The sequence below is a fragment of the Lactobacillus sp. WILCCON 0149 genome, assembly GCF_057197965.1.
Window position 1 is genome coordinate 1,194,006 of sequence record NZ_JBUBHO010000001.1, and the last position, 12,805, is coordinate 1,206,810.

The 12,805-nt window shown below is 45.7% G+C and carries 11 protein-coding genes; 3 read left to right on the top strand and 8 right to left on the bottom strand.

Annotation, left to right across the window (positions count from 1 at the left end; genetic code table 11):
• Positions 1 to 46: 46 nt before the first annotated feature.
• Both ACYVUV_RS05640 and ACYVUV_RS05645 read left to right on the top strand, forming a co-directional pair.
• A complete protein-coding gene (locus ACYVUV_RS05640; RefSeq protein WP_439775147.1) occupies positions 47 to 697 on the top strand; it encodes a ribose-5-phosphate isomerase A in 651 nt (216 codons plus the stop codon).
• Entirely contained in the window at positions 690 to 1,676 is a 987-nt protein-coding gene (locus ACYVUV_RS05645) for a Gfo/Idh/MocA family protein (protein WP_439775146.1), read from the top strand. The genes ACYVUV_RS05640 and ACYVUV_RS05645 overlap by 8 nt, the downstream gene beginning before the upstream one ends.
• 82 nt (positions 1,677 to 1,758) lie before the next feature.
• Here the strand turns inward: ACYVUV_RS05645 and ACYVUV_RS05650 are convergent, their stop codons facing one another.
• The 6 genes from ACYVUV_RS05650 to ACYVUV_RS05675 all read right to left on the bottom strand — a co-directional run bounded on the left by ACYVUV_RS05650 (position 1,759) and on the right by ACYVUV_RS05675 (position 10,111).
• The gene (locus ACYVUV_RS05650; protein ID WP_439775145.1) at positions 1,759 to 2,328 is read right to left on the bottom strand and encodes an NADPH-dependent F420 reductase; all 570 of its coding nucleotides are present in this window, start codon (positions 2,326 to 2,328) and stop codon (positions 1,759 to 1,761) included.
• A 134-nt stretch (positions 2,329 to 2,462) separates the two neighbouring features.
• The gene (locus ACYVUV_RS05655) at positions 2,463 to 4,232 is read right to left on the bottom strand and encodes a hypothetical protein (protein WP_484499162.1); all 1,770 of its coding nucleotides are present in this window, start codon (positions 4,230 to 4,232) and stop codon (positions 2,463 to 2,465) included.
• 130 nt (positions 4,233 to 4,362) lie between these two features.
• Positions 4,363 to 6,126: a hypothetical protein gene (locus ACYVUV_RS05660; RefSeq protein ID WP_439775143.1), complete on the bottom strand. Its 1,764-nt coding sequence runs from the start codon at positions 6,124 to 6,126 to the stop codon at positions 4,363 to 4,365.
• A gap of 573 nt (positions 6,127 to 6,699) precedes the next feature.
• A complete protein-coding gene (locus tag ACYVUV_RS05665) occupies positions 6,700 to 8,133 on the bottom strand; it encodes a Rib/alpha-like domain-containing protein (protein ID WP_439775142.1) in 1,434 nt (477 codons plus the stop codon).
• Between the two features lie 226 nt (positions 8,134 to 8,359).
• Positions 8,360 to 9,238: an IS982 family transposase gene (locus ACYVUV_RS05670; protein WP_484499368.1), complete on the bottom strand. Its 879-nt coding sequence runs from the start codon at positions 9,236 to 9,238 to the stop codon at positions 8,360 to 8,362.
• Between the two features lie 72 nt (positions 9,239 to 9,310).
• On the bottom strand, positions 9,311 to 10,111 hold the full coding sequence (locus tag ACYVUV_RS05675; protein ID WP_439776251.1) for a LysR family transcriptional regulator: 801 nt from the start codon (positions 10,109 to 10,111) through the stop codon (positions 9,311 to 9,313).
• Positions 10,112 to 10,247: 136 nt separating this feature from the next.
• On the opposite strand from ACYVUV_RS05675, the gene vprA reads away from it, so the two are divergent.
• Positions 10,248 to 11,702 (top strand): vinyl phenol reductase, encoded by a 1,455-nt coding sequence (vprA, locus tag ACYVUV_RS05680; protein WP_484499163.1) that lies wholly within the window; start codon positions 10,248 to 10,250, stop codon positions 11,700 to 11,702.
• 95 nt (positions 11,703 to 11,797) lie between these two features.
• Here the strand turns inward: vprA and ACYVUV_RS05685 are convergent, their stop codons facing one another.
• Together ACYVUV_RS05685 and ACYVUV_RS05690 are read right to left on the bottom strand one after the other, a co-directional pair.
• On the bottom strand, positions 11,798 to 12,064 hold the full coding sequence (locus tag ACYVUV_RS05685) for a GNAT family N-acetyltransferase (protein WP_439776249.1): 267 nt from the start codon (positions 12,062 to 12,064) through the stop codon (positions 11,798 to 11,800).
• A 1-nt stretch (position 12,065) separates the two neighbouring features.
• Positions 12,066 to 12,785 (bottom strand): HAD family hydrolase, encoded by a 720-nt coding sequence (locus ACYVUV_RS05690; protein WP_439776248.1) that lies wholly within the window; start codon positions 12,783 to 12,785, stop codon positions 12,066 to 12,068.
• Positions 12,786 to 12,805 lie beyond the last annotated feature (20 nt).

Genomic DNA, 12,805 nt, shown 5'->3' on the forward strand with positions numbered 1-12,805 from the left:
AAGCGGTATAGAAAATAATTTACAGTTTTTTTACAAGGAGAATGTGATGACTTTAGTTTCAGATTTCGCGCTGAAGAAGATTCAGCCAGGGCAGAGGGTTTCCCTTGGCGGCGGAAGTAACGTGGCCGACCTGACCAGGGCAATCGCCGAGGACGACTTGTCCCTTGACCTCTACTCCCCTGCCCCGGCGACCCGGAAGTTAGGGGCCAGTTTGGGACTTTCAATCAAGCCCGCTGAAGAAGCAGACCAGCTTGACCTGGCCTTTGATGGAGCGGACAGCGTTAATTATGATTTGCGGGCACTCAAGAGCAAGGGCGGCATCCACCTTTTTGAAAAAGTCGCCGCGCAAGCGTCTCGCGAATACATTCTGCTTTTGCCAGAAGGACGAATGAGAGAAAAGCTCGATCCAGATATCCAGCTCTGCCTTGAAGTAGCTGCTCCAGCTGTTAAATCCTTGCTTAGGTTTGCTAACGGCTTGCCTTTGAAGGCCAGTGTCCGGGAAGACGAATCAATTTTAGGCAACAAGCTAGTTGATCTATACGCGGAAAATTGGGACAAGATCGAAGAAGTAAACCAGCAACTGCTTGCCTTTAATGGCGTTGTTGCCTCGTCACTTTTTGATAAAGAAGTTACTTCCATCATCACTGTTCAGGATGGCCAGGCAGTTGAAATTGGCAAAGGAGAAAATCATGACTAAATACAATTGGGGAATTATCGGGACTGGCTGGATTGCCGGAGAAATGGCCGACGCATTAAAGCGGGTCAATGGCGAAGTCTATGCCGTTGCCAACCCGCATAAAGAAGCCTTGGAAGCTTTTGGCCAGGAGAAAGGAATTGAACATCTCTATACTGACCCAGATGAGATGATCAAGGATCCTGACGTGGACATCGTTTATATCGCCACCCCACACAACTTCCACTACCAATATGCCAAGCAGGCACTTTTGGCTGGCAAGCATGTTTTTTGCGAGAAAGCGATCACGATCAACGAAAAGCAGCTGGAAGACCTGGTTAGCCTGGCTAAAGAAAAGAATTTGATTTTAACTGAAGGCTTTACTCTCTACCACATGCCGATTTACCGCAAGGTCAAGGAGCTGATCGCTTCTGGCAAATTGGGCCAGATCCAGCTGGTGCAAGTCAACTTCGGCAGTTTGAAGGATTATGATCCGGCCAACCGTTTCTTCTCAAAGGACCTGGCTGGCGGCGGGCTCTTAGATATCGGCGGCTACGCTACAGCATTTGCCCGGACCTTCTTGGATGAGATGCCTAACAACATTTTGACGACGGTGAAGTTTTTTGAAACAGGAGTTGACGAACAGTCCGGCATTATTTTGAAAAACGACCGCCAGCAATTGGCCGTGATGGCACTGTCCATGCGGGCCAAGCAGCCAAAGCGGGGCGTTATTTCCGGTACTAAAGGCTATGTCGAGATCAGCAACTACCCGCGGGCCATGCAGGCAGATGTTACCTACACCGCGTCAGCCCATGAAGAAAGTAAAGAGACAATCACAGCTGGGAAAAGCGACCTGGCACTGGACTATGAAGTAGCTGACATGCAGCGGTACGTGGAGCAGGGCCATGACGATGGCGAACTGCAGACTTCCCGGGAAGTGATGCACATTTTGACAGCGGTTAGAGGTCAATGGGGGATGCGGTTCCCGGACGATCAGGACTAGTTTTATCTGATAAGTATCTCTATTCTCAAAAACTTGGATACAAGAAAAGAGTGAGTTCAGTGAACCCACTCTTTTTTGCTGCTTATTCAACGATGCCGAAGCCGCCAGTCCAGCCGATTTGTTCGCTGGCTGCCAGGGTCATTTGCAGGAAGCCAGTTGCTTCCAGTTCTCTAGCCCGCTTCAAGGCGCCTGCGTCAAAGACCCGCAAGGGACTGCCAGCTAGAGCTTCCTTGATAGCTGCCTTAGCCTCCTGGTCATCGCTGGCCAGGAGAACCGTGGTTGGCAGGTCGCCAATTTTTCCGCTTTGCAGAGTTGCGGCAAAAGTCGTGTTGAAGCCCTTGACTACCTTAGATTCCGGCAGCCAGGACTGGAGCAATTGTGCCGCGGATGAGTCAGCTGGCACGACCAACTCGTCCCAAGTGTCGAAGTTGAGAGGGTTGCTGATGTCGATGACGATCTTGCCCTTCAGCTCGTCCTTGTATTGGTTAGCGATGTTTTCCAAAGCGCCGAATGGCACAGCCATGATTACCAGGTCGCCAAGATTTTCTGCCTTGTCGCCATTGCCAAAGTATTCAACTTGATTGCCGGCCAGTTCAAAGTTCTTGCCGATTGCCTGCCCCATGTTGCCCTTGCCAAAAATTGTTACCTTCATTGTTTTTACCTCGTTTACTTTCTTTTTGTAAGTTGTTAATCATAAGAATACACGATTGGCAAAAGTAAGTCAAGGCTTTTCTTACAAAAAGTTAGTAAAATAAAAATCCAGCCCGAAAATAGACTGGATTAGATTTATTCGTGATCTTTGTTCTTCAATTTATTCAAGACCATGTCAAGCATTTCTTCCTTGTATGCTTGATAACCCATAGCATTAGGGTTCGCTTTCCATTCGTCACTTGTCCATCCCTTGAGCGTATAATAGTGCCGGTTTTGGTCATAGTTGCTAATCAAATCAACTATCTTGTCTTCAACATTTGGGCTAACCTCCTTACCACCTTTAGTCAGTAGTTGACTCCACTCTTCACTTGGAATCGGATCAACCGTTTGTAAGCCGCACTTGCAAGTCCAGATAATATTGTTAACGATCTTTTTGGCAAGTTCCTTGCTTTCGAGACTAACAATTTTTTCGTCCTTGCTGCCTAATTGAGTAAAGTAAGCCAGCAAATCTAATTCTTCTTGCACTTGCTGCTGGTCTGTAAAAGTCAAGATATCCTTTGGCAACCAGTAATATTTTGCATATTCACTATAGTAGATATTGTAGATTCCTTCTAGTGAATGCAAGCCTTTCGGACCTAATACGTCGACGTTGACGAGTACTCGGTCCAAAGGAGAATTTTCCCGGTTGCGGAAAAGGTCATGCTGTTCAAAAACGTAGTAAGGCACGTCCTCTCTCCGAACAAGTTCAGCAAACTTAGTAAGTTCTTCCTTTTTGATAGTTGGGTAAGAGTTTTTATCCTTTAGTTCTTGATAAATCTGCTTGATGCTGTCGATCGTAATTACACCATATAAATTGGCGGCTGACTGGAATAATTTATGTAGAAAATCCAGCTTTTCGCTATCAAAGCCAGCATCAGCATAGCGCTTCTTCATGGTTTTATCGAGCAAGCGCTTAGGATAGCTGACTTTTTTAACGGTCTTATCTACCGGCTGGTTATTGCTGATTAGGTCCATTAGCAAATTGCTAAGTATGTATTCCTTATTATCAAGATCATGCACTTGATCTAAGAAGCTGAATGAATCGTCATCCAAATCATCCAAATCATCATCGTCTACGGAGAAATCAATTTTACTGATCTCTTCCTTTGGGATCCCCATCATCTGTCCATAAGTGTAACCGCCCATCCCCCAACAAGGAAGGTCATATAGTGCCCGATCCATCAAGGTGCAGATTTCTGCAAAAGTGTGCTTGCCATAGTCGAAATGATAAGTATTGGAGAGTTCATCTAATTCTTCAGCAGCAGCATTCAAATCTCCTTGACTTGTTTGGTAGGCGTATTGTGTAAAGGCAATTATCTCATATAAAGCAGTGTCACCAAAACGAATTTGGCTAGGCGCCTTATTAAGTGTCATTCCTGAAGACTTCAATTCTGACAAAGCCTTTTTTAAAGCTTTCTCATCTGCAGTTTCTTCATGCTTGGCAAAGTCGCGGAGGTCGTTAGGAGTTAGGTAGAACTTGCTGCTGAATTCGCAAAGGTTCATGTAGACGTACCAGATGCCCTGAAGGCTATTTTCTTTCCAAGCAATTTGTTCATGAACCAAAAGCGGGCTGGTTAAGGGGATGCCGGAATCATTGCAATACTTGTTAATAGCTTCTGCACTAAAAAGATAGAAATCGACATCCATGTTAGTTTCTGTGATTTCGCCGAAACTGACGAATTGGTCAAATGTGATTTCTGGATAGGCCTGGTTCTGCTTTTTGATGTCTTTGTACAAGCTGTACAGGTCTTCAAGGGAGATAATCCCGTATGCATTAATTGCACCAGCATAGAACTGGAGAAGGAAGTCCATCGACTCCTCTGACAGGCCGGTTTTCTTGAGTTTATTGATTACTGATTTTCGCATGGTCAAGCTTCCCCTTTTTGTAAAAAATCGTTGCTAGGTCTAAGGATATTCTACACGATTTAGGGAGGAAATGTGGAGGGCTGGGATTTGGAGGACAAAAAATCCAGTCCGAAAATGGACTGGATTAGGTTTATTCGTGATCTTTGTGCTTTTTGATCATGTCCAGAAGAATCTGCATGGCCTTAATTTTTTGGATTTGATCACCATGGATGTCTGGATTGGAATTCCACTCATCAGTTGTCCAACCCTTGAGGACATAAAGATGCCGGTTCTTGTCATAGTTATGGATCAAGTCGAGGATCTTATTTTCAACCTCTTTGTTAAGTGGCTTGCCGCCATTAGCTAGCAGCTGGAGGAACTCCTCTTTAGGAATTGGGTCAGCATCTTCAAGTCCGCCCTTGCTCGTCCAGAGGAAGTGGTCAACGATCTTTCTGGCCAAATTTTTGCTTTCCAGGCTGACAATCTTGGCATCCCTGCTCCCTAATTGGGTAAAGTAAGCCAGCATGTCCAGCTCTTCCTTCTCCTGCTGGTGGCCGGAATAAGCTAGCATATCTTCCGGTTCCCAGTATACATTCGCGTACTCGCTAAAGTAGATATTGTAGACGCCTTCTAGTGATTTTAGGCCATCTGGCCCCAGCAGGTCTTCATTCACAAGTATCCGTTCAAATTCGGAGTCGATCCCGTTTTTAAAAAGCTCATGCTGTTCAAAAACATAGTAAGGCACTTTTTCCCGGCGAACCAGTTCAGCAAATGCGATAAATTCATCGTCGCTGATGTCAGGGTAATGATTTTTACCCTTAATATCTTCGTAGATTTGAGCAAGGTCAACGAGTTCGATTACACCGTAGAGGTTGACAGCTGCTTGGAAGAATTTGTGCAAGAAGTCCAGCTTTTCTTCGTCAAAGCCAGCATCCGCATACCGCTTCTTCATAGTCTTATCGAGCAGACGCTTAGGGTAGCTGGCTTTTTTGCGCATTTTGGCGTGTGGGTGGGTATCACTGGCTAGGTCCAACAGCAACTGGCCAAGTTGCTGACCGGAATCAGCTGAGTCATCGTCTTCATCAAATTCAAAAAGGTCGTCATCATCTTTATAGAAAGAATCGTCGAAAAAATCATTCTCTGTGATATCTTCCTTAGGGATCCCCATCATCTCCCCATAATTGTAACCGCCAAGTCCCCAGCAAGGGAGGTCATAAAGTGCCCTCTTCATCAGTGTGCTGATTTCCTGGAAAGTGTGTTTGCCATAGTCAAGCCGGTAGAATAAGGAGAGATTTTCAAATTCTTCAGAAGCTGCTTCTAAATTACCTGGGCTGGTTTGGTAGGCATAGGTTACTAACTTAGTGATTTCGTTTAGGCCAGTGTCGTTTGGATAGATCTGGCTTTCCACTTCATCAAGCGGTTTGCCAAAAGCCTTCAGCTCTGCCAGAACTTTTTGAAATGCCCGGTCGTCGGCTGTTTCCTTGTGCTCGGCAAAGTCGCGGAGGTCGTTAGGAGTCAAGTAGAACTTGCTGCTGAATTCGCAAAGGTTCATGTAGAGGTACCAGATTTCATGAATACTGTCTTCTTTCCAGGCGACATTTTCATGAACCAATAGTGGGCTGGTTAAAGGGATGCCAGAATCATTGCAGTACTTGTTTATGATTTCTGGACTAAAAATAGCGTAATGCTCAAGCAATTTACTGCCTGTGACTTCGCCGAAAGTGAGGAATTGGTCAAATGTGATTTCCGGGTAGTCATGGTTCTGCCTTTTGATGTCTTTGTACAAGCCGTACAGGTCTTCAAGGGAGATGATCCCGTATGCATTAACCGCGCCGGTATAGAACTGGAGAAGGAAATCTATCGACTCCTCTGACAGGCCGATTTTCTTGAGTTTAGTGATTGCTGATTTTTGCATGGTCAAGCTCCCCTTTTTGTAAAAAACGAAATTGTATCTAAGGCTATTTTACCCGATTTGGAGTAGGAATGTAGCACGCTGGGATTTGTGAGACAAAAATAATCCAGTCCGAAAGTGGACTGAATTATTGGGATTATTTCACGTTAACGATGAAGTTGTCGGTGTCGTAGCGACTACCGTCTGGGAAGTTGACAGTCAAAGAGGTTTCATACTTCCCTGGATCGAATGTATCTGTAGTTCCCAAAGAACCATGGAAGTATATACAGTACCCTTAGGTAATGCAGAAGCATTAGTTAAAAAGAAACTTGAAAACTGTATAATTTTGTTCTCTCACATATTATTAGATCATTACACACCTCACTTTTTGTCCTAAATGCTGTATTTGTCAAATTAGTTTTTTACAAAAAATCATCTATTGTATGCAGAGTGATTTTATTAGTCTTAATGCTTGTCCCAGCGCCAATTATAGCCAAATTAGCAAATATCTAGAAAAAGAAAAAAGTATGATCCCGAATAGATATCGGATCATACTTTAACAAGCTTAACTAATTTGCCAAACTCATTACACCACTATTATTTCTTCTTGTGTGCGGCTTTCAAAGACTTCTGGTAAGCCTTATAAGCCTTTTCCAATTGCTGATTGACTTTCTTGATTTCTTTCACCTTAGCATTAGCTTCGTCATATGCTGCTTTACTGCTGTTCGCATTTTCTTGCGCAGCATTGATCTCAGACTTTTCAGCTTGGGTTTGTTCATAAGATGCCTTTGCCATATTCATATCTGACTCATAAGATGCAACATAACTATTAAGTGCTGCTTCAAATTCATCAACAGTCACTTGCGTCCCCGATTCGCTAGTTAAAATCTTTTCTCTGCCAAAATCTGCCGCACTTGTTCCCGTACTTTGATCAAGAACCAAACCAACATACTCATAATCACCCATGCAGTTCGTATAGTGGCCAGTCACACCACTGCCATGCGCGTCATAAATCGCCTTTTCTTCAGTGTACCAACCAGTTAATGGATCACTGTAGCCCCAAGCCAAATTCTCAGCACGGGAAGCATACACTTCAGTAGGAGCGTTCCTAAAATATGTATGATTCTTCGTGCTATTTGAAATAATACCGGCGATGCTTGCATAGACCATAAGATCATAGTCGACCCCTAAGGCATTATGATTAGAGAAATTGTTATCTGATGCGCGGAGACTGTTAAGCTCTCTGATCAAAGTGACATCTTTCTTTAAATTGCTCGTGGACAGGAAGCTCTTAACTGAATCGTCTAATCCATTTACATAGCCTGCCAACACAGCAACGTTTGCCATGTCAGTTTTAGAGTCTTGATAAAAGTTAGGCGTTGCCTTGCTCATGACAAAGTCATAGCCAGCTGCTTCATAGGCACTTGAAGCTTCATCATAGCTGGCTTTAGCGGCTGCAACCTTGTAATTGTATCTATCTACAGCATCTGTGTAGGCCTGGTTTGCATTATCTAAACGCGCCTTCTTTTGGCTCAAGTCATTCTGCGCGTCCTCCAACGAACCGAGTGCTTCAGCCTGCTTCTTGTACTTCTCATAAGCAGCCTTAGCTGGATTATAAGCTGCCTTCTTCGCGGTTACCTTAATCTTGACATTCTTGACCTTATCTTTTGACTTGTCAGGATAAGTCACGATCACGCTAACCGTATAAGTGCCAGCCTTCTTCAAGTTAGGTGCTGGTGAAAAAGCATACTTAGTCTTTGCAGGCAACTTGCTGGCATTAGTGATTACACTTTTGGCTGAAAGCTTGCTACCAGCCTTGACAGTTACGTTCTTAGCCTTTGGCGCGTATTTTTGCGCGTTTGTCTTCTTTACTGCCTTCTTCTTAGCTTTCTTTGCCTTTTTCTTTGTGCTCTTCTTAGTTGCCTTCTTTGCCGCCAAAGCGGTTGGAGCGGTTCCAACAGCTGGTGCCGCGGCGCCTAAAAGAGCCAATGCGACCGAAACCTCGCTGATGGCTTTCAGTTTCTTGTCCATGGTTTTATCCTCCCACATGTTATTAGATAATCACACACTTTAATTCTTTACTTGAAAGCCCTTTTTGTCAAATAGCTTTTCCCTCACGATTACTAAAAGCAGGCCAGCAGCTTCTTTATCAATGAAAGCTTGTCACTATGCCGATTATAGATGACCTTGATCTTGTACCGGCTCCTCTCCTGCATCCCAGCTAATGGTAAATAACTTATATGTTCCACGCGTGGTGCTAGTTGAAGAAGTTGAGTCCATATCTCTGTAGGATGTAGCTGATATTGTAAGTTAGTACGATTATCTCGACGGTTTGTTGGAAACCGTCTGTACTTCTTGCAAGAATATTTTCAATTCCGTAGTACTTTAGTACAGAGAACACACTCTCGATCGTTCGGCGAATTGCCATTAGCTCTCTTTTGTTATGCTGCTTAGCACCTTTCATATTTTTCCGGTAAGGTGTCCACAGTATATAGCCGTTTATCTTGAGAGTATCGTGCAGCTGCTTGCCTATATAGCCTTCATCGCCTAAAATAAAGTGCCCTTCGGGATGGGTAGTGAGAATCAGCTCTTCTGCTTCTTTTGCATCGTGTATTGATGCTTGTGTGATTACATAGCCAAGAACATAACCGTCTTGAGCTACGGCAAAGTGGCCTTTAAAGCCGTAATAGTAAAACTGTTTGGTTGAGTTATAGCCAATGTTGGCAATTCCTTCAAACACTTTAGCTCTGCGGTTTCTGATTGGCTGACACAAAGGCATGGGTAGACTGTCAATGATCATGTACTGATCAGACAGATCGACTCTTGAGTTTAGTTCGTTGACGATCTGAACAGTGATGCCAAGAAGCGCTCTAGCTCTGCGATTGAAACGAGATCTGGAGAGCCCACAAAGTCCCCAACAGCGAGCAAATCTGCGCTGAGAAGATATACCTTCCTCAGCTTGCCAGACAAGTAATGCAATAATTTCGTAGTCTGGAACCTTTACCAGACTGGCATTGCGACGGTGAGTTAACCGAGATGGAGCGTACTTGTAATAAAGTTTCTTGCAGATTTTCGACAAAGTTCGAAATTCCACTTGCAAACGGTGACTATAACGTTTAATCTGTAGTTGGTTCAACATTGTAAGGACTCCTTTCTTTTTTCCAACTAGAGTCTACAATGTTGGACCTTTTTTGTTAAGAAATTGAAACTATATTTCAACTAGCACCACGCGTATATGTTCCTTGTCAGTCAATACATACTCATACAAGCCCTTCGGATAAAAAGCCACCGCCTTGTTCAAGGACACCAGCATCTGCATCTGTTCAATATTGGAAATGTGCGCGCAGCTAGCCTGATACTCCTCTGGCAAGGTCGACAAAAAAGCCTGCCGCAGATAATGCGAATTTTCTTCTGGCATATAATACAAAACCGGCAGGCTGCCAATCTCCGTAAGTGGAAATTCCTCCAGTTTGCTTAACTGATTCAAATCGCTGACGCCCATGATCATCTCATTCTCATACACGTCCACGCTTGCTAACTCCGGATCATCAACCACCAGACCCGGATCCCCGTAATCCAGCACCGTCGCCAGATCCACCAGGCCATTGGCAATATCATTCAGCAAATGGTCGATACTTTCATGCACTATGCTCAGCTGCACTTTTTCATCTAAAAAGTCATATAGCTTCGCCCTCAGCAAAGCCCCGTCAAATGGCGAAAAATACCCGCAGATCAGCCGCTGCTTGGTCGTTGACTCGTAGCGCAAAGCATTAACGTTCACGCTAAACTTCTGCAGCATGTTTCTGACATATATGTAAAAATCCATACCAACCGGAGTGACAAAAATCTTGTTCTTCTCCCGGTCAAAGAGCTTCAACCCCAGCTCATCTTCCAGCTTCTTCATCATCTGCGACACCGCTCTTTGCGAGACAAACTCGCTCTCCGCCGCCTTCTGGAAGCTGCCCGCTTCAACTACCTTGCAGAACATCTTCAGCTTTTCAAAATCCATCGTTTCACCCTTTAAAAAAATCCACCCGAACTATCCGCTTCGCCTGTGCAAGCGTTTACTCTCTATTAATCTACCCCAAAAGCCTATATAGTTTCAAGTGTAAGTAATAGCAAGCAAGTTTTGTAAGGAGAAAATCATGACGATTGCAGCTAAAGACAAGTATGATGTAGTAGTAGTTGGTTCGGGCGCGGCAGGCCAAGCCGCTGCCTTGACCGCCCAGGAAAACGGCGCCAGCGTCCTCTTATTGGAAAAGGGCCGTACTACTGGTGGCAGTGCCAACTACAGCGAAGGGATCTTCGCCGTTGGCTCCTACCTGCAAAAGGAAAAAGGAATCGAAGTCTCTGGTACTGACGTTTTGAAGGAAGAAGTCGAATATTCCAAGTACAAGGCTGACTCCAGAATCTGGCGCAAGTACGTTGACGCCAGCGCGGAAAACGTTCAATGGCTGGCTGACGAAGGCGTTGTTTTTGAACGGGTTCAAGCAATGGGTGCCGGTGAAGCAACTTGGCACATCTACGAAGGCTTCGGCTATGGCGCCATCCACAAAGCCCTGGAACCGAAATTCCTCAAGCTGGGCGGGGAACTTTTAACCTCTACCGCGGCTGTTGCCTTGAAGCTGAACGAAGACGGCAGCAAGACCATCACTCTTAGAGACGAAGCTGATGGCACTACTGAAGACGTTATAGCCAAGGTTGTCGTTTTGGCAGCTGGCGGCTACCTCAACAACAAGGAAATGATGGCTGAAGAAACTGACTATGACTTGAGCCGGATGATCCCTGTTTCAAGCGGCAAGGGTACTGGTGACGGCCTTCGCCTGGGCTGGAGCGTTGGTGGCCGTAAGTACGGCACTGGCATGGCCATGCTCTTTGGCGGCTACTTGGATGACCCAGACCAGCCTTACTTCAAGATGATGTCCAGCCAGATGAACGTCGCTGCCGGCCAGCAGCCTCTTCTCTGGGTCAACGAAGATGGTGAACGTTTCGTCGACGAATCCGTCATCTACAACTTCAGTTACGCCGGCAATGCTCTCTACACCCAAAATGAAGTCTACAGCATTTTGGACACCGGCGTGATTGAAAAGCTGGCTAAGGACGGCAACTACATGGGTCTGGGCGTTTACGTTGAACGCGGACAAAAGATGGACAAGCTGGCTGACGAAATTGACCAAGCTGTAGCTGACAAGAAGCCATTCATCTTCAAGGCTGACACCATTGAAGAACTGGCTGAAAAGACCGGCCTGCCAAAGGGACAATTGACTGAAACTATCGCCCGCTACAACGGCTTTGCCGCTAAGGGTGAAGACGAGGACTTCGGCAAGGATGCTGACTACCTGGTTGCTGTCGAAAAAGGCCCATTCTACGCCTTCAAGCTGAACATCGGCGCCTTCTGCACCATGGGCGGTTTAAAGGTCAACGTCAACAACGAAGTTGAAGACGAAAAGGGCAAGATTATCCCTGGTCTTTACGCGGCCGGCAACGACGCCAGCGGTTTGACTGGTGACACTTACGGCCCGAACATGCCTGGTACCTGCGCCGGCTACGCCTTCTACTCCGGCAGAAACGCTGCCCTTGACGCACAAAAATATCTGTAAGCAAATAAAAAGACTGCCTTTGGCAGTCTTTTTTCGTGCAGTAATACTTGCATCCCTTCCCCCAAAAATCTGCAGTAGGGATGCTTTTATCTTGCTTAATGCAAATCCTCGTATCCTGGCTTGGTCAAGACCTTAGCCGCGTATGAGCAGGTTGCCCGCAGTCTGACGCCTTTTTCCCGGGCGGCAGCAACAACGGTATCAACCAGCTTCCGGCCCAGGCCTTGTCCGCCATAAGCTGAGTCTACCTTAGTCGTCGTGATGATCCAGTGATCACCTTTGTCTTCATAAACACATTGGCCAATCAGCTTGCCGTCGTCATAAACCGCGGCACGCTTTTGGTCCCCTTCAAACTTGATTTCCATCTTATTCACCTAAAATTGCTTCTTCTAGCTCTTCAGCCGAATTTACGATCACAGTTGCCCCATGCTTTTGCAAAAATGGCACGCTTCTAAAGCCCCAATTTACCGCGATTTCATCCATTTCAGAATTCTGTGCAGTCTGGATATCGATTTCCGAGTCGCCGATGTAGACGCACTTGTCTCTTGGCACATCCAAGACCTTGACGCACTCACTGGTCATGTCCGGGGCTGGTTTGCGGCGGATCCCGCTTCTTTCCCCCAAGGCAAAGTCAAAGCTGTCAGGGAAAAGTTCTTCGACCAGGACTTGAACGGCTTCATTTGGCTTGTTGGAAACGACAGCCAGCTTGACGCCTTTTTGGTGGAGATTTTTCATCAAATCCAAAATGCCTGGGAAGGGACCAGTCTTAATCTGGCAGTGGTCAGCGTAGTATGGTTTGAAAACTTCCAGAACCCGGTTAACTTCTGCTTGGGTAACAGCTTTCGGGATCTGTTCATCCTTGGTGCCAAAGGCCACCAGGCTTTCCCGGCTGCTGCCAGCTTCATAGGCCAGGGCCCGGGTGACCGCCACCACAACCCCGCTGCCAAAGAAGTTCTTGATGTCTTCAACCGTAAAGTCATGCCGGTGACCTGTCTTTTCAAACGCGTAGTTCAATGCGCTTGTTAAGTCAGCGCTCGTATCTAAGATAGTGCCGTCCATGTCAAAAATCGCGGCTTCATATTTCATCAGTTTCACCTCGCTTTCAT

Bases quoted from the DNA above. Each gene is read 5' to 3' on its own strand.
- ACYVUV_RS05640 (WP_439775147.1), top strand. From the start codon at position 47: ATGACTTTAGTTTCAGATTTCGCGCTGAAGAAGATTCAGCCAGGGCAG.
- ACYVUV_RS05655 (WP_484499162.1), bottom strand. From the start codon at position 4,232: ATGCGAAAATCAGTAATCAATAAACTCAAGAAAACCGGCCTGTCAGAG.
- vprA (WP_484499163.1), top strand. From the start codon at position 10,248: ATGACGATTGCAGCTAAAGACAAGTATGATGTAGTAGTAGTTGGTTCG.
- ACYVUV_RS05650 (WP_439775145.1), bottom strand. From the start codon at position 2,328: ATGAAGGTAACAATTTTTGGCAAGGGCAACATGGGGCAGGCAATCGGC.
- ACYVUV_RS05690 (WP_439776248.1), bottom strand. From the start codon at position 12,785: ATGAAATATGAAGCCGCGATTTTTGACATGGACGGCACTATCTTAGAT.
- ACYVUV_RS05660 (WP_439775143.1), bottom strand. From the start codon at position 6,126: ATGCAAAAATCAGCAATCACTAAACTCAAGAAAATCGGCCTGTCAGAG.
- ACYVUV_RS05685 (WP_439776249.1), bottom strand. From the start codon at position 12,064: ATGGAAATCAAGTTTGAAGGGGACCAAAAGCGTGCCGCGGTTTATGAC.
- ACYVUV_RS05675 (WP_439776251.1), bottom strand. From the start codon at position 10,111: ATGGATTTTGAAAAGCTGAAGATGTTCTGCAAGGTAGTTGAAGCGGGC.
- ACYVUV_RS05665 (WP_439775142.1), bottom strand. From the start codon at position 8,133: ATGGACAAGAAACTGAAAGCCATCAGCGAGGTTTCGGTCGCATTGGCT.
- ACYVUV_RS05645 (WP_439775146.1), top strand. From the start codon at position 690: ATGACTAAATACAATTGGGGAATTATCGGGACTGGCTGGATTGCCGGA.